Source organism: Paracidovorax konjaci, from assembly GCF_900112675.1.
Taxonomy (GTDB): Bacteria; Pseudomonadota; Gammaproteobacteria; order Burkholderiales; family Burkholderiaceae_C; genus Paracidovorax; species Paracidovorax konjaci.
The window spans coordinates 54,263-69,493 of record NZ_FOMQ01000010.1 but is presented as its reverse complement, the minus strand read 5'-3'; the positions used below and the strand labels follow the sequence as shown (position 1 = coordinate 69,493).

The following is a 15,231-nucleotide window of genomic DNA, read 5'->3' as shown; positions in this document are numbered from 1 at the left end:
CGCCGCGGCCCATGGCTTCCACCGGCATCCCGACGCACCCTTCCGCGCTGCACGCGGAATCGTCCGACAGCGAGTACGAAGACCTGCTCGGGCTCTGGTCCGACCTCGAATCCGCCATGTCCGTGCTGCTCGCTCGGCCCGCCCAGGTGGTGGATTTCGCCGCGAAGGTGCGGCAATGCGACCGCTGGCTGCAGGACCTGGTGGCGCACGACACCGATGCGGCGCTCTACCTCATGTTCCAGTTGGCCGCCACCTCCAGCGTGGGCTACAGCGCCTCGCACGCGCTGGTCTGCGGCACGCTCTGCCACATCCTCGCGCACGAATTGCAGCTGCCGCCCGCCGAGCGCGACAGCCTCGTGCGCGCGGCGATGACGATGAACATCGGCATGACCTCCCTGCAGGACGAACTGGCCAACCAGCGCGAGCGCCCCACGCCCGCCCAGCAGAAATCCATTGACGAACACCCGCACCGCAGCCGCCAGCTGCTGCACCACCAGGGCATCCGCGACCCGCTCTGGCTCGACGTGGTGGGCCACCACCACGCGCTGCCGCCCGAAGGCGACGCACGCCCCCTCGCCACGCTGCCGCCCGCGCAGCGCCTCAACCGCATCCTGGGCACCATCGACCGCTACGCGGCCATGATCAGCCCGCGCAAATCGCGCGCGGGGCGCAGCGCCACCGATTCGGTGCGCGCCATCGTGGGCAACGACGAGGAGCGCCGCGACGAGGTGACCTACGCGCTCGTGCGGTCGGTGGGCCTGTGCCCGCCGGGCACGTTCGTGCGGCTCGACAACGGCGAGACGGCGCTCGTGCTGCGCCGCAGCGAGAAGGTCAACTCGCCCCTGGTGGCGAGCCTGCTGGACCGCAATGGCGAGCACCGCCGCCAGCCCGCGCTGCACCAGACGGCCACGGGCCGCCCGCGCATCCAGTCGGCGCTGGCGCGCTCAGCCGTGCAGGTGGAACTGGACCACCGCATGCTCGTGCGGCTGGGGCTCTACGCAGCGCGCCAGTACCGCGGCCTGGCACGCCTGGGCAATGCTCCGGCCGCGCCGCGCTGACGGAACACGGGCCGCCTGAAGAGGACTTCAGCCCTTGCCCGCCTTCTTCCTGCCCAGCCGCGATTCCGTCCCCGCCATGAGGCGGCGGATGTTCTCGCGGTGGCGCCAGATCAACAGGCCCGACATCACCGCGATGGCCACGCCCACGGGGGCCTCCGCATACCAGGCCACGCCGCCGCCCAGCACGTAGTAGAGCGGCGCGAACAGCGCGGCGGCGATCGAGGCCAGGGACGAATAGCGGAAGAAGAAGGCGATGAGGGCCCACGTGAGCAGCGTGGCCAGGCCGAGCCAGCCGCTCACGCCCATCAGCACACCCAGCGCCGTGGCCACGCCCTTGCCGCCTTCGAATCGGAAGAACACCGGCCAGAGATGGCCCAGGAAGGCCGCCAGGCCGACGAGCGCCACGGTGCCGTCGCCCAGTCCGTAGCGCGGCCCATAGGCCTGGGCCAGCACTACCGGCAGCCATCCCTTGAGGGCGTCGAAGAGCAGCGTCACCACTGCCGCGGCCTTGCTGCCCGAGCGCAGCACGTTCGTGGCGCCGGGGTTCTTGCTGCCGTAGGTGCGCGGATCGTTCAGGCCCATGGCACGGCTCACGATGACGGCGAAGGACAGCGAACCCAGCAGGTAGGCGGCGACGGTGGCCAGGAGGGAGTACACGGCGGTCAAGATTTCGGTCCTTGTGGGTCGACGACGGTGCGCGGCAGGAGCGGAGCGGCGCCGCCGCGCGCGGGCCGGCTATTCTGCCAGCGCGCACTGCACCGGGCGCGCTCCCAGCCACTGTACGCAGGCCTGCGGATCGAGCTGCACCAGGAAGCCGCGGCGGCCGCCGTTGATGGCGATGCGCGGCAGCGCCAGGATGGTGTCCTCGATGTACACCGGCATCTCGCGCCGCAGGCCGAAGGGCGAGGTGCCGCCCACCAGGTAGCCGCTGTGGCGGTTCGCGACCTCGGGCTTGCAGGGCTCCACCGATTTCGCGCCGATCTGCCGCGCGAGGTTCTTGGTGGACACCTTGCGGTCGCCGTGCATGAGCACGATCAGGGGCCGCGCATCCTGGTCCTGCATCACCAGCGTTTTCACCACCGCGTGCTCGTCCAGGCCGAGCTGGCGCGCCGACTCGGCCGTGCCGCCGTGCTCCACGTAGTCGTAGGGGTGTTCGGTGAACGCCACGCCGTGCCGGCGCAGGAACTGCGTCGCGGGCGTCTCGCTCACATGCGCGGCCGCCCGGTCCCGGCGGCTCACAGGGCCGGGTCCCGCAGGTCCCAGCGGATGGCGTCGATGGCGGCCAGCACTTCGGGCGACAGCGCCACGTCCCAGGCGGCGATGTCTTCCTCGAACTGCGCCAACGAGGTCACGCCGATGATGGTGCTCGCCACGCGCCAGTTGCGGTAGCAGAACGCCAGCGCCAGTTGCGTGGGGGTGAGGCCGTGCTCGCGCGCGAGCTGGTTGTAGCGGCGCGAGGCGACCAGCGCTTCGGGTCGGCCCCAGCGCTGCTTGCGCACGGACTCGTAGCGGGCGATGCGCCCGTCCTGCGGCGCCCCCGGGTCGGCGGGCGCATGCTGGTCGTACTTGCCCGTGAGCAGGCCGAAACCCAGCGGCGAATAGGCCAGCAGCGACACGCCCAGGCGATGGCAGCTTTCGTCCATCGCGTTCTCCCAGGTGCGGTTGATGAGGCAGTACGGGTTCTGCACCGTCGCCACGCGCGGCAGGCCGTGCGCCTCGGCCAGCCGCACGAATTCATGCACGCCGTAGGGCGTTTCGTTGGAGAGGCCCACGTGGCGCACCTTGCCGGCCTGCACGAGCTTGGCGAGCGCTTCGAGCTGCTCCTGGATCGGCGTGGCCGAGGTTTCCTTGGCCGGGTCGTAGGTCATGGTGCCGAAGGCGGGCACGTGGCGCTCGGGCCAGTGGATCTGGTAGAGATCGATCACGTCGGTCTGCAGCCGGCGCAGGCTGGCCTCGCAGGAGGCCTGGATGTCGGCCGGGGTCATGCCCTTGCCTTCGCGCACCCAGGGCATGCCGCGCGACGGGCCGGCCACCTTGGTGGCCAGCACGGTCTTCCCGCGGGCGCCGGGGGTCTTGGCGAACCAGCGGCCGATGATGGTCTCGGTGGCACCGTAGGTCTCGGCGCGCGCCGGCACGGCGTACATCTCGGCCGTGTCGATGAAATTGATGCCGGCGGCCAGCGAGCGGTCCAGGATGGCATGCGCATCCGCTTCGCTCACCTGTTCACCGAAGGTCATGGTGCCGAGGCAGATGGGAGTGACCTGGAGCGCGCTGGCTCCCAACGTGACTTTTTGCATGGATGAAGGCCTAGAAGCGGCGAAAGTGGCTGGCGAGAATAATGGATTTTCCCGATCCCCGCAGACCGCCCCATGCCCGAAGGCCCGCCCCTGCCCAAGGAAGCCGCGCAGCCCCTGGTCGGTGGCGTGCGGCGTGGAAGAAGACGCGGGCCCCAACGCGCCCGCCGCGTTGTTGTCCCTGCCTTGACTGCCTCGCGCGGGCTGGCTATCAATAATCGGCCGATGTACCAGCCCCTCCGAGCTTCGCGCAGCGAACGCCTGCCCATCCGCACCCTCGACTACCACGTCCGCCTGTGGGAGGGCGGCGGTGCCGCTGCCGCCCCGCCGCTGGTGATGGTGCACGGCTGGATGGATGTCGGCGCGTCCTACCAGTTCGTGGTGGACGCCTTCGGCGAGGCCTTCGCCGCGGGGCGCCGCATCGTCGCGCCGGACTGGCGCGGCTTCGGCCACAGCATGCCGCCCGCCCGCTGCGACCACTACCCCTTCGCCGACTACCTCGCCGACCTGGACCGGCTGCTCGACCACTACGCCCCCGGCCAGCCCGTGGACCTGGTGGGCCACAGCATGGGCGGCAACGTGGCCATGGCCTACGCCGGCGTGCGGCCGCAGCGCATCCGGCGCCTGGTCAACCTCGAAGGCTTCGGCCTGCCGGCGACCGAGCCCACCCAGGCGCCGGCGCGCTATGCGCAGTGGCTGGACGAACTGCGCGGCCTGGATTCCGGCGACAAGCACCTGAAGGCCTACGCCAGCGCCGAGGCGGTCGCGGCGCGGCTCATGAAGACCAACCCGCGGCTGGGGCGCGGCCAGGCCGAGTGGCTGGCGCGCGAGTGGGCGCAGCCCGATGCCCAGGGCGCCTGGCACATCCTGGGCGATGCCGCGCACAAGGTGGTCAACCCCCTGCTCTACCGCGTCGAGGAAGCGCTGGCGCTCTACGCCGCCATCGCCGCCCCGGTGCTGGCCGTGGAGGCGAGCGACGACAGCATGGGCCTGTGGTGGAAGGGCCGCTACGACCTGGACCAGTACCACGAGCGCCTGAAGCACGTGCCCGATTGCCGCGTGGCCGTCGTGCAGGACGCGGGGCACATGCTGCACCACGACCAGCCCGCCGCGGTGGCACGGCTCATCGAGGACTTCCTTCAGGCCCCCTGACGCCTCTGTGGGTCGAATATGCCCGATGCCGCCGGTTCCATTCAATAGTTTGCTATCAATTAAATAGCAAATCATTCAGATCCCGAGTCGGTCGTTCCTTTTCGGAGAGGCGTTCCGGACCGCGAAGGGGCATTGGAAGGCACCGGCGTCCGCGCGTGAGAAAATCGCCGGTTACTCCAACGAACCGACATCAGGACACACCATGGACGCAGAACGCATCAACCTCATCGGCACCACCCTCGACGACCTCTCCCAGCGGACGCAAGAGTTACGGAGGTATCTTTGACTTCGATGCCAAATTCGAACGTCTGAGAACCGTCAACGCCTCGCTCGAGGACCCCGCGGTCTGGAACGATCCGAAGCGCGCCCAGGAACTGGGCAAGGAAAAGAAATCCCTCGACAGCGTGGTGCTCACGCTGGACAAGCTCACGCACGAGCTGGCCGACAACATCGAGCTGTACGAGATGAGCAAGGAAGAAGGCGACGAGCCGGGCCTGCTCACCATCGAATCCGAAACCGCCAAGCTGCGCCCGCTCATCGAGGAGCTGGAGTTCCGCCGCATGTTCAGCAACGAGGCCGATCCGCTGAACTGCTTCGTGGACATCCAGGCCGGCGCGGGCGGCACCGAAGCCTGCGACTGGGCCGGCATGCTGCTGCGCCAGTACCTCAAGTACGCCGAGCGCAAGGGCTTCAAGTCGACGGTGGAAGACGAAACCCCGGGCGACGTGGCCGGCATCAAGAGCGCCACGATCAAGATCGAGGGCGAATACGCCTACGGCCTGCTGCGCACCGAGACCGGCGTGCACCGCCTGGTGCGCAAGAGCCCGTTCGACTCCTCGGGCGGCCGCCACACGAGCTTTGCCTCGCTGTTCGTCTATCCCGAGATCGACGACTCGATCGAGATCAACATCAACCCGGCCGACGTGCGCACCGACACCTTCCGCGCTTCCGGCGCGGGCGGCCAGCACATCAACAAGACCGATTCGGCCGTGCGCCTCACGCACATCCCGACCGGCATCGTGGTGCAGTGCCAGGACGGCCGCAGCCAGCACAGCAACCGCGACGTCGCCTGGCAGCGCCTTCGCTCGCGCCTGTACGACTTCGAGATGCGCAAGCGCATGGAAGAGCAGCAGAAGCTCGAAGACACCAAGACCGATGTGGGTTGGGGCCACCAGATCCGAAGCTACGTGCTGGACAACAGCCGCATCAAGGACCTGCGCACCAACGTCGAAATCTCCGCCACCCAGAAGGTGCTGGACGGCGACCTCGACGTATTCATCGAAGCCTCCCTCAAGCAGGGCGTGTGAGGCGGCGATGAGGCTCACGAATGCGCATGTCCGCCACTACCGCAGCGTCTCCGACGTCAATGTGGATCTGCATCCTGCAGTCACGGTGTTGGTTGGCCCCAATGCCTCGGGTAAAAGCAATTTCGTGGATGCCTTGCGTTTTCTGCGCGACGCGGCTCGGGATGGCTTGGACCATGCCATCGTGGCTCGTGGGGGGATCGCGCGCATTCGGCAGAACTCATCTGGTCGGCCTTACAACCTAGGGCTAACCATTGGAACGCTTCAACGGTTCGATCAAGACATCGAATTTCCGGGTGCATATGCCATGGAAATAGGCAGCACTTCGGGAGGCAACTTCCGGGTGGAAAGAGAAGAAGCGTCTTGCTACCAGGAAGAGGTATTCAGCAATTCACACCCAGATAGTTGGGAGAAAGAGTTCGGGTATGTCCTCGAAGGCTTCAGCCGCGACAAATCCGGCAAGATCATCCAAAAGAATTCCGTACCAGCCAGAACCTACTCCTTGGATGAGCATGATCGGCTAGCACTTGGAACTCTTATCGGAGATTACGCTTTCCATGGCCTCGCAGAGCCCCTGGAAAGCTATATCCGCAGTTGGAAGTTTTCGGCTCTTTATCCCAATACTCTCAGGCAACTCACCACGCCAGATGCCGAAGCGGAGTTGCGCGAAGATGGCAGCAACTGGGCATCCGTCATCCGTGCCGCAAAGCGTTCCCATAAGGGCAAGCAGATGTTAGACCGCATCTACGAAATGATGCGTGTGGTGTTGCCGGATTTCATCGATGTCTCTGTTACCACGGCGGGCAGCTATCTCGTACCCAACTTCCGCTTCGAATCAAAAGACAAGACCTCCCGACAATTCGACCCGGTTCAACTCTCCGACGGCACTCTGCGCATATTCGGCATCCTGCTCTCTCTCTACCAGACACCTGCGCCCTCCCTCATCGTGATCGAGGAGCCCGAACAGACCGTCCACCCGGCGGTCCTTTCCATGCTAGCCGAAGCCTTCAAGGAAGTCGCGGAGTTGACGCAGATCATCGTCACCACACACAGCCCGCAGCTCATCGAGCACTTCGAGCCTGGCAATATCCGCATCGTCACCATGCAGGACGGCGCAACGCGGATCGCTCCCATCAAGGCGTCGCAGCGCGAGGCGGTGCAGCGCGGCCTCATGACGCTGGGCGAATTCATGGCGGCGGAAGGTCTTCAGCCGGAAGAGAGCCGATGACGGCGATCCGCCAGCGCCTGCTGGCCATCGTGGAAGGGGACGGCGACGAACGTGCGGTGCCCGTGCTGCTGCGGCGGATTCTCGAGCACCATGGCCGCTACGACGTGCAGGTGTTGAAGCCGCAGCGCCGGGGCGAGCTGCCTAAGGTGAAGGCAAATTTCGCCCGTTTCTTCGAGGCCGCCATGCTGGAAAACGCCGCCGTGCTGTGCGTGCTGGACTTCGACTGCGAATGGTGCCTCGACGTGGAGCAGGAAGAGCGGAACCTCAAATCCATGGCCCAGGGTATCCGGACCGATTACCCTTTCGAGGCCTGTTTCATCGTGAAGGAATTCGAGTCGCTTTTTTTATGCGACGAGGCGACCACGCGATCGGCCCTCCCCGCCATATCAACAGAAACGGCCTTCCCGTCCGACCCAGAATGCGTGAGGGATGCCAAAGGCTGGCTTTCCGCCGCACAGCCCAAGGGCATGGCTTACAAACCCACCACGCATCAGGCAAAAATAGCGTCCCAACTGAATCTGACTTACCTCGGACAACATTCGCCGAGTTTCCAGCGCCTCAGTCGCGCGGTATTGAACCTCGTCCAATGATTCTTATGCCCCCCATGCCCGCCGTGAGACGGCTTGCGCCCAACCTGGAGATTACGCCCCATGCGTGAAGGACAACCCGTCGCCATCCACCGCGCCGACTACACCGCCCCCGCGTTCTGGATCGACAACGTCGACCTCACGTTCGACCTGGACCCCGCCAAGACCCGCGTGCTGAGCCGCCTGCGGGTGCGCCGCAATGCCGATGTGGCACCGGCCCCCCTTCGCCTGGACGGCCAGGAGCTGAACCTCGCCCGGGTGCTGGTCAACGGGGCGGGCACGTCCTTCAAGCTCGAAGGCAGCCAGCTGGTGCTGGAGAACCTGCCCGAAGGCCAGGAGCCTTTCGACCTGGAGATCTTCACCACTTGCGCGCCCGTGAAGAACACCCAGCTCTCGGGCCTCTACGTGAGCCAGGGCACGTTCTTCACGCAGTGCGAGGCCGAGGGCTTCCGCCGCATCACCTACTTCCTCGACCGGCCCGACGTGATGGCGAGCTACACGGTCACGCTGCGCGCCAGCAAGGCCGAGTACCCGGTGCTGCTGTCCAACGGCAACCTGGTGGACCAGGGCGAGCTGGCCGACGGCCGGCATTTCGCGAAGTGGGTCGATCCGCACAAGAAGCCCTGCTACCTGTTCGCGCTCGTCGCCGGCAAGCTCGTGGCGCGCGAACAGCGCATCCGCGCGCGGTCGGGCAACGACCACCTGCTGCAGATCTTCGTGCGCCCGGGCGACCTGGAGAAGACCGAGCACGCGATGGAATCGCTCATGGCCAGCATCGCCTGGGACGAGGCGCGCTTCGGCCTGCCGCTCGACCTGGAGCGCTTCATGATCGTCGCCACCAGCGACTTCAACATGGGCGCGATGGAGAACAAGGGCCTGAACATTTTCAACACGAAGTACGTGCTGGCGAGCCAGGCCACGGCCACCGACGTGGATTTCGGCAACATCGAATCGGTGGTCGGCCACGAGTACTTCCACAACTGGACCGGCAACCGCGTCACCTGCCGCGACTGGTTCCAGCTGTCGCTGAAGGAAGGCCTCACAGTCTTCCGCGATCAAGAATTCAGCCAGGACCTCTCGGGCAGCCCGTCGGCGCGCGCGGTCAAGCGCATCGAGGACGTGCGGGTGCTGCGCACCGTGCAGTTCCCCGAGGACGCGGGCCCCATGGCCCACCCGGTGCGCCCCGACAGCTACGTCGAGATCAACAACTTCTACACCGTCACCATCTACGAGAAGGGTGCCGAGGTCGTGCGCATGATGCACACGCTGGTGGGCCGCGACGGCTTCGCTGCGGGCATGAAGCTCTACTTCGAGCGCCACGACGGCCAAGCCGTGACCTGCGACGACTTCGCCCAGGCCATCGCCGATGCCAATCCCGACAGCGAACTCGCGCGCCTGCTGCCGCAGTTCAAGCGCTGGTATGCCCAGGCCGGCACGCCGCGCGTGCGCGCTGCCGGCACCTACGACGCTGCCGCCCGCACCTACACCCTCACGCTGTCGCAGAGCCTCGCACCGACGCCCGGCCAGCCCGTGAAGGAGCCCATGGTCATCCCCGTGGCGCTGGGCCTGCTCGGCGGAGACGGCAGTGCCCTGCCGCTGCAGTTCGAAGGCGAGGCAGAGGCCGGCGGCGCGGACCGCACCGTCGTGCTCACCGAGCCGAGCCACACCTACACCTTCGTGAACGTGGCCTCCGAGCCCGTGCCATCGCTGCTGCGCGGCTTCAGCGCGCCCGTGCTGCTGGACATCGACTACCCCGACGAAGCCCTGCTCGCCCTGCTCGCCCACGACACGGACCCGTTCAACCGCTGGGAGGCGGGCCAGCGCCTCGCGCTGCGGATTGCTATTAAAACAATAGCAAATTATCCAATAGATCCGGCGGCATCGGGCACGATCGATGCAGAACTGCTGCCCGCCAGCTTCGTGGCGGCCATGCGCGACGTGCTGCGCCATCCGACGCTGGACGCGGCCTTCAAGGAACTGGTTCTCGCCCTGCCCTCCGAGGGCTACATCGCCGAGCAGCTCGACGTGGTCGATCCGCAGCGCGTGCACGCCGTGCGCGAAGCCATGCGCCAGCAACTGGCCGTGGCCCTGCAGCCCGACTGGGAATGGACCTGGGAGCAGCACCACGACACCGGCGGCTACCGTCCCGATGCGATTTCCGCGGGGCGCCGGGCGCTCGCGGGCATGGCGCTCTCGATGCTGTGCCTGGCCGCTCGCCGCACGGGCGACACCGTATGGCCCGGCAAGGCCTACCAGCGCTTCAAGGATGCCGGCAACATGACCGACCGCTTCAATGCGCTGAGCGCATTGGTCGCGACCGGCCAGCCCCTGGCGGCGCAGGCCCTGGCCCGGTTCCACGCGATGTTCAAGGACGAGGCGCTGGTGCTGGACAAATGGTTCGCCCTGCAGGCCGGCACGCCCGACCGGGGCGGCGACGTGCTGCCCGCCGTGAAACAGCTCATGTCGCACCCCGACTTCAGCCTCCGGAACCCAAACCGGGCGCGCAGCCTGATCTTCAGCTACTGCAGTGCGAACCCGGGCGCCTTCCACCGCCAGGACGCTGCCGGCTACGCGTTCTGGGCCGACCGCGTGCTCGAACTCGATGCGATCAACCCACAGGTGGCTGCGCGGCTGGCGCGCGCGCTCGACCGCTGGAGCAAGCTCGCCGAGCCCTACCGCGCCGCCGCACGCGAGGCCATCGCCCGCGTGGCCGCCAAGCCCGACCTGTCCAACGACGTGCGCGAAGTCGTCAGCCGCGCGCTGGCCGACTGACCGCCCGATCGCCCGACCCAACGCACACCGACCCGAGAGAGACACCCTCCCCATGGCACAACGCATCAGCCTCACCCGCTACCTCGTCGAACAGCAACGCGTCGACGGACTCATCCCCTCCCAATTGCGCCTGCTGCTCGAAGTCGTCGCCCGCGCCTGCAAGGGCATCAGCCAGGCCGTCAACAAGGGCGCGCTGGGCGGCGTGCTCGGCTCGGCCGACAGCGAGAACGTGCAGGGCGAAGTGCAGAAGAAGCTCGACATCATCGCCAACGAAGTGCTCATCGAGGCGAACGAATGGGGCGGCCACCTGGCCGCGATGGCCTCGGAGGAAATGGACAGCATCTATGTCGTACCCAACCGCTATCCGCAGGGCGAATACCTGCTGATGTTCGACCCGCTGGACGGCTCGTCCAACATCGACGTGAACGTGAGCATCGGCACCATCTTCAGCGTGCTCAAGAAGCCCGAAGGCCACCCCGGCGTGACCACCGAGGACTTCCTGCAGGCCGGCAGCCGGCAGGTCGCCGCGGGCTACTGCATCTACGGCCCGCAGACCACGCTGGTGCTGACCGTGGGCGACGGCGTGGCGATGTTCACGCTGGACCGTGAACAGGGCTCCTTCGTGCTGGTGGAAGAGAACGTGCGCATCCCCGCCGACACCCGGGAATTCGCGATCAACATGAGCAACATGCGCCACTGGGATGCCCCCGTGAAGCGCTACATCGACGAATGCCTGGCCGGCACCGAAGGCCCGCGCGAGAAGGACTTCAACATGCGCTGGATCGCCAGCATGGTGGCCGACGTGCACCGCATCCTCACGCGCGGCGGCATCTTCCTCTACCCCTGGGACAAGCGCGAACCCAACAAGCCGGGCAAGCTGCGCCTCATGTACGAAGCCAATCCCATGGCCTGGCTGGTCGAACAGGCCGGCGGCGCCGCCACGAACGGCCACGATCGCATCCTCGACATCCCGCCCAAGCAGTTGCACGAGCGCGTCAGTGTGATCCTGGGTTCAAAAAATGAAGTGGAACGCGTGACACGCTACCATTCCGATATATAATTCAAGTCTTCGCCGGTGTAGCTCAGTCGGTAGAGCAGCTCATTCGTAATGAGAAGGTCGGGTGTTCGATTCATCTCTCCGGCACCAAAAATAAAAACCCCTGATTCGCAAGATTCAGGGGTTTTTTTCTTGTCTGCCGTAATCTGCTTCCCCGGGTGGCCGATGGGCGGGCGATCGCCGATCCGGGCGTAACCATCGCCCTTGCCTCGAAAATCAGGCGATCGCCGGGCCCGTAGCGTCCGATGGTCCGTCCACCAGCGCGGCACTGGCATGCAGGCAGATCGCCGCGGCCGCCCCGACATTGAGCGACTCTTCACCGCCCGGCTGGGCAATGCGGATCAGGTGGCGTGCACGCTGCTGCAACGCGTCCGAAACGCCCTGCCCTTCGTGGCCCATAATCCAGCCGCACGGCCACGGGAGACGGGCGCGGTGCAGCAGGTCGCCGCCGTGCGAGCTGGTCGCCAGCAGAGGGATTTCCAGTGCGTCGATGTCCTCGATCGCCAATCCCTCGACGAGTCGCAGGGCGAAGTGCGCGCCCATGCCGGCACGCAGCACCTTCGGGCTCCAGAGCGCCGCGGTGCCCTTGAGCGCGGCAATCTGCCGGAAACCGAAAGCCGACGCGCTGCGGAGGATCGACCCCACATTGCCGGCATCCTGAAGGCGGTCCAGCACCACCGTGGGCGCACCGGTGTCGAGGCCGCAGGCCTCGGGGGCCTGCACCACGAAACCCATGCGCGCAGGGGATTCGAGCCCGCTGACGTCGGACCACAGGGCATCCGCCAGGACGATATTCCTGGCAGCGAAGCCGGCCCACTGCTCCAGGGCCGCCGCCCCGTACGATTCTGCGTAGACGCCGATGGCCGGCCGCACGCCGCGTTCGAGCGCGGCACGGCACAGATGGTCGCCCTCCAGCCAGATGCGCCCCTGCCGCCGGTAAGCTCCGCTGTCGTGCGCGAGTCGGCGCAGATCCTTCAGGAATGCGTTGTCGCGCGACTGGATGAAGGTGGGTGCAGCGGGCGACAGGCCGGCACCAGCAGAGCGTTCATCCGTCATGCAGGCACGCCCTCCCGGGATGGCGGCATGGCGGCCATCAGGTCCCCCACCGCCACGGCGGCGGGTGCCGCCATGTCGCCGGAGTTCAACAACATTCCGCGTCGGGCTGCGGCCGCCACCGGGGCGAACGAGCGGCGATGCTCAGGGCACACGCCATGCGCCTGGAGCGCCGCCATGTGCTCCGCCGTGCCATAACCCTTGTGCGACGCGAAGCCGTAGTGCGGATAGGCCTCGTGCAGGCGGGCGCACCAGCGATCGCGCGTCACTTTGGCCAGGATGGAGGCCGCGGAGATCGACTGGACCAATGCGTCGCCCTTCACGATGGCCTCGGCCGGCACGTCGAGGGCAGGCAGCCGGTTGCCATCGACCAGCACCCGGACCGGCTTGAGCCGCAGGCCGAGCACGGCGCGGCGCATCGCCAGCATCGTCGCCTGCAGGATGTTCAGCGCATCGATCTCATCGACGCTGGCCTCGGCCACGCTGCAGCACAGCGCCTTGGCGCGGATCTCGTCGAACAGCGCTTCTCGGCGCGCCGCAGACAGCGTCTTGGAGTCGGCCAGGCCTTCGATCGGCTGCAGATCGTCCAGGATCACGGCGGCCGCGACCACCGGCCCGGCCAACGGCCCACGGCCCGCTTCGTCCACTCCGGCGAGGAGGCCTGGCGGATGCCAGGGGAGATGGGCCTGGTCAGCCTTGGGCAAGGATTTTCTGGATCGCATCGGCAGCCAATCGCGGGGTATCCCGGCGCAGTTCTTCGTGGAGCGCAGTGAATCGCTGCTCCAGCGCACCGCGCACCGCGGGAGGAGCATCAAGCCACTGCAGTACCGCCTTCGCCAGGGCTTCGGGGGTGGCGGCATCCTGGATCAGTTCGGGCACGACGAACTCTCCGCAGAGGATGTTGGGCAGGCCCACCCAGGGCTGCAGTTGCTTGCGCTGCATCAGTCGCCAGCTGATGGGGTGCATGTGGTACGCGATCACCATCGGCCGCTTGAAGAGCGCGGCTTCCAGGGTCGCCGTTCCGCTGGCGATAAGCGTGCAGTCGCAGGCCGCCAACGCCGCATGCGACTGCCCCGCGACCACCTTGACCGCGTCCTGCAGTCCGGCCTCGCGCACGGCAGCTTCGACGCGCGCCTGGAGCGCCGGTACGGCAGGCACCACCATGCGAATGCCCGGGCGGGCCTTGCGGATCAGCGCGGCGGCCTGGAAGAACGGCCGTGCGATGTAGGCAATCTCGGCGGAGCGGCTTCCCGGCAGGATCGCCAGCACCTCGTCGTCCGCAGAGAACCCGAGTTGCACCCGCGCAGACGTGCGGTCCGGCGCCATGGGGATGACATTGGCCAGCGGATGGCCGACATAGGTGGCCGCGATGCCATGGCTGGCGAGCAGCGCTGGCTCGAATGGAAAAATGCAGAGCACATGATCGGCGCTGCGCCGGATCTTTTCCAGGCGCTCGGCACGCCACGCCCAGACGGACGGGCAGACGAAATGGACCGTGCGAATACCGGCCGCACGCAGATCGGATTCCAGCCCCAGATTGAAATCGGGCGCGTCCACGCCGATGAACACATCGGGACGATCGGCCAGCAGCCGCTTTCGCAGCTGCTGCCGGATGCGGAAGATGCCCCAGAGCTTGCGGACCAGTTCAACGCTGTACCCGTGCACGGCCAGCCGCTCGCTGGGCCACCACGCATCGAAGCCGCGCCGCTGCATCTGCGGCCCACCGATGCCTGCTCCCTGCACGCCCGGCCAGCGCTCCTGCAGGCCGTCGATCAACAGGCCAGCCAGCAGGTCGCCGGAGGTCTCCCCGGCCACCATGGCGATACGGGGTGAGGGTCGTGCCTGCTGCGGCGCGGCCACGCGCCCGTGATTCGGTTGCCCCGCCATGGTCGGTTCAGCGGGCCAGCCCGCGGGTGGAAGAGGCAATGAAATCGAGCAGCAGCGCAATGTCCGCAGCAGCTTCGGGATGGGCCTCGGGCAGGGTCCCGATCTCCGCGCGCGCGGCTTCCAGGGTCAGGCCCTGGCGGTACAGCAGCCGGTGGGCCTGCTTGAGCGCCGCGATGCGCTGGGCAGAAAACCCACGGCGCCGCAGCCCTTCGAGGTTGAGGCCTCGAACGGCCAGCGGGTTGCCGTCCACCATCATGAAAGGAGGCACGTCCTGCGAGATGTGGCTCGCGAATCCCGCCATCGCATGCGCACCGACCTTGGTGAACTGGTGAATGCCCGTGAGGCCCCCGATGATCGCGAGATCGCCCACATGCACATGGCCCGCCAGCGTGGCGTTGTTGGCCAGAATGGTCTGGTTGCCCACCTGGCAGTCGTGCGCAATGTGCACATAGGCCATGATCCAGTTGTCATCGCCGATGGAAGTCACACCGCGGTCCTGGACGGTTCCCGTGTTGAACGTGCAGAACTCCCGGACCGTGTTGCGATCGCCTATCTCGAGCCGCGTGGGTTCGCCCGCGTACTTCTTGTCCTGCGGTGCGGCGCCCAGCGAAGTGAACTGGAAGATACGGTTGTCGCGGCCGATGGAGGTCAAACCCTCGATCACGCAGTGCGGCCCCACCGTGGTGCCCGCCCCGATGGTGACTCCCGGCCCGATGACCGAATAGGGCCCGATGGTGACCGTGGTGTCGATCTGCGCACCCGATGCCACGATGGCGGTGGCATGGATACCCCCGCTGGCCGCCGTATGGATGGTCGTCGTCATCGCCTGCCGTCCCGCC

General features: G+C 67.0%; 14 protein-coding genes and 1 tRNA gene. 8 read left to right on the top strand and 7 right to left on the bottom strand.

Going from position 1 to position 15,231, the window contains the following annotated elements:
• Positions 1–11: 11 nt before the first annotated feature.
• A complete protein-coding gene (locus BM144_RS15260) occupies positions 12–1,058 on the top strand; it encodes an HD-GYP domain-containing protein (protein ID WP_092953880.1) in 1,047 nt (348 codons plus the stop codon).
• A 27-nt stretch (positions 1,059–1,085) separates the two neighbouring features.
• Here BM144_RS15260 and plsY read toward each other — a convergent pair whose 3' ends face one another.
• The 3 genes from plsY to BM144_RS15245 all read right to left on the bottom strand — a co-directional run bounded on the left by plsY (position 1,086) and on the right by BM144_RS15245 (position 3,355).
• Positions 1,086–1,724, bottom strand: a complete 639-nt coding sequence (gene plsY, locus BM144_RS15255) for a glycerol-3-phosphate 1-O-acyltransferase PlsY (RefSeq protein ID WP_092953877.1) — start codon at positions 1,722–1,724, stop codon at positions 1,086–1,088.
• 69 nt (positions 1,725–1,793) lie between these two features.
• Positions 1,794–2,297, bottom strand: coding sequence for an aminoacyl-tRNA deacylase (locus BM144_RS15250; RefSeq protein ID WP_092953874.1), 504 nt, complete (start codon positions 2,295–2,297; stop codon positions 1,794–1,796).
• Positions 2,294–3,355: an aldo/keto reductase gene (locus BM144_RS15245; protein ID WP_092953871.1), complete on the bottom strand. Its 1,062-nt coding sequence runs from the start codon at positions 3,353–3,355 to the stop codon at positions 2,294–2,296. Before BM144_RS15245 ends, BM144_RS15250 begins: the two co-directional genes overlap by 4 nt.
• Before the next feature lie 222 nt (positions 3,356–3,577).
• Between BM144_RS15245 and BM144_RS15240 the strand changes: the two genes are divergently transcribed.
• The 7 genes from BM144_RS15240 (at position 3,578) to BM144_RS15210 (ending at position 11,542) form a co-directional block, all read left to right on the top strand.
• A complete protein-coding gene (locus BM144_RS15240; protein ID WP_092953868.1) occupies positions 3,578–4,504 on the top strand; it encodes an alpha/beta fold hydrolase in 927 nt (308 codons plus the stop codon).
• Positions 4,505–4,706: 202 nt separating this feature from the next.
• Positions 4,707–5,811 (top strand): peptide chain release factor 2 gene (gene prfB / locus BM144_RS15235; RefSeq protein WP_139225737.1). Its coding sequence is split into 2 segments (ribosomal slippage): positions 4,707–4,787 and positions 4,789–5,811, totalling 1,104 coding nucleotides; the frame shifts between segments, so codons are not numbered across the junction.
• Positions 5,812–5,818: 7 nt separating this feature from the next.
• Positions 5,819–7,036, top strand: coding sequence for an AAA family ATPase (locus BM144_RS15230; protein ID WP_092953865.1), 1,218 nt, complete (start codon positions 5,819–5,821; stop codon positions 7,034–7,036).
• Positions 7,033–7,626 carry a DUF4276 family protein gene (locus BM144_RS15225; RefSeq protein WP_092953863.1) on the top strand — a complete coding sequence of 198 codons (594 nt, stop codon included), beginning with the start codon at positions 7,033–7,035 and terminating at the stop codon, positions 7,624–7,626. Before BM144_RS15230 ends, BM144_RS15225 begins: the two co-directional genes overlap by 4 nt.
• A 60-nt stretch (positions 7,627–7,686) precedes the next feature.
• The gene (gene pepN, locus BM144_RS15220) at positions 7,687–10,395 is read left to right on the top strand and encodes an aminopeptidase N (RefSeq protein ID WP_092953860.1); all 2,709 of its coding nucleotides are present in this window, start codon (positions 7,687–7,689) and stop codon (positions 10,393–10,395) included.
• A 52-nt stretch (positions 10,396–10,447) separates the two neighbouring features.
• Positions 10,448–11,455, top strand: coding sequence for a class 1 fructose-bisphosphatase (locus BM144_RS15215; protein WP_092953857.1), 1,008 nt, complete (start codon positions 10,448–10,450; stop codon positions 11,453–11,455).
• An 11-nt stretch (positions 11,456–11,466) separates the two neighbouring features.
• Positions 11,467–11,542: transfer RNA gene (locus tag BM144_RS15210), tRNA-Thr, on the top strand.
• Between the two features lie 126 nt (positions 11,543–11,668).
• Here the strand turns inward: BM144_RS15210 and BM144_RS15205 are convergent.
• The 4 genes from BM144_RS15205 to lpxA form a co-directional block, all read right to left on the bottom strand.
• Positions 11,669–12,508, bottom strand: a complete 840-nt coding sequence (locus tag BM144_RS15205) for a TrmH family RNA methyltransferase (RefSeq protein WP_092953854.1) — start codon at positions 12,506–12,508, stop codon at positions 11,669–11,671.
• The gene (gene rnhB / locus BM144_RS15200) at positions 12,505–13,227 is read right to left on the bottom strand and encodes a ribonuclease HII (protein WP_245783681.1); all 723 of its coding nucleotides are present in this window, start codon (positions 13,225–13,227) and stop codon (positions 12,505–12,507) included. Before rnhB ends, BM144_RS15205 begins: the two co-directional genes overlap by 4 nt.
• On the bottom strand, positions 13,196–14,323 hold the full coding sequence (gene lpxB, locus BM144_RS15195) for a lipid-A-disaccharide synthase (RefSeq protein WP_175526048.1): 1,128 nt from the start codon (positions 14,321–14,323) through the stop codon (positions 13,196–13,198). Before lpxB ends, rnhB begins: the two co-directional genes overlap by 32 nt.
• A gap of 76 nt (positions 14,324–14,399) precedes the next feature.
• Positions 14,400–15,215 carry an acyl-ACP--UDP-N-acetylglucosamine O-acyltransferase gene (lpxA, locus tag BM144_RS15190; RefSeq protein ID WP_092954162.1) on the bottom strand — a complete coding sequence of 272 codons (816 nt, stop codon included), beginning with the start codon at positions 15,213–15,215 and terminating at the stop codon, positions 14,400–14,402.
• Positions 15,216–15,231 lie beyond the last annotated feature (16 nt).

Coding starts and splice junctions, on each gene's coding strand:
- BM144_RS15205 (WP_092953854.1), bottom strand. CDS start 12,508: ATGACGGATGAACGCTCTGCTGGTGCCGGCCTGTCGCCCGCTGCACCC.
- BM144_RS15230 (WP_092953865.1), top strand. CDS start 5,819: ATGAGGCTCACGAATGCGCATGTCCGCCACTACCGCAGCGTCTCCGAC.
- pepN (WP_092953860.1), top strand. CDS start 7,687: ATGCGTGAAGGACAACCCGTCGCCATCCACCGCGCCGACTACACCGCC.
- lpxB (WP_175526048.1), bottom strand. CDS start 14,323: ATGGTGGCCGGGGAGACCTCCGGCGACCTGCTGGCTGGCCTGTTGATC.
- BM144_RS15240 (WP_092953868.1), top strand. CDS start 3,578: ATGTACCAGCCCCTCCGAGCTTCGCGCAGCGAACGCCTGCCCATCCGC.
- BM144_RS15245 (WP_092953871.1), bottom strand. CDS start 3,355: ATGCAAAAAGTCACGTTGGGAGCCAGCGCGCTCCAGGTCACTCCCATC.
- BM144_RS15215 (WP_092953857.1), top strand. CDS start 10,448: ATGGCACAACGCATCAGCCTCACCCGCTACCTCGTCGAACAGCAACGC.
- rnhB (WP_245783681.1), bottom strand. CDS start 13,227: ATGCGATCCAGAAAATCCTTGCCCAAGGCTGACCAGGCCCATCTCCCC.
- BM144_RS15225 (WP_092953863.1), top strand. CDS start 7,033: ATGACGGCGATCCGCCAGCGCCTGCTGGCCATCGTGGAAGGGGACGGC.
- lpxA (WP_092954162.1), bottom strand. CDS start 15,215: ATGACGACGACCATCCATACGGCGGCCAGCGGGGGTATCCATGCCACC.
- BM144_RS15260 (WP_092953880.1), top strand. CDS start 12: ATGGCTTCCACCGGCATCCCGACGCACCCTTCCGCGCTGCACGCGGAA.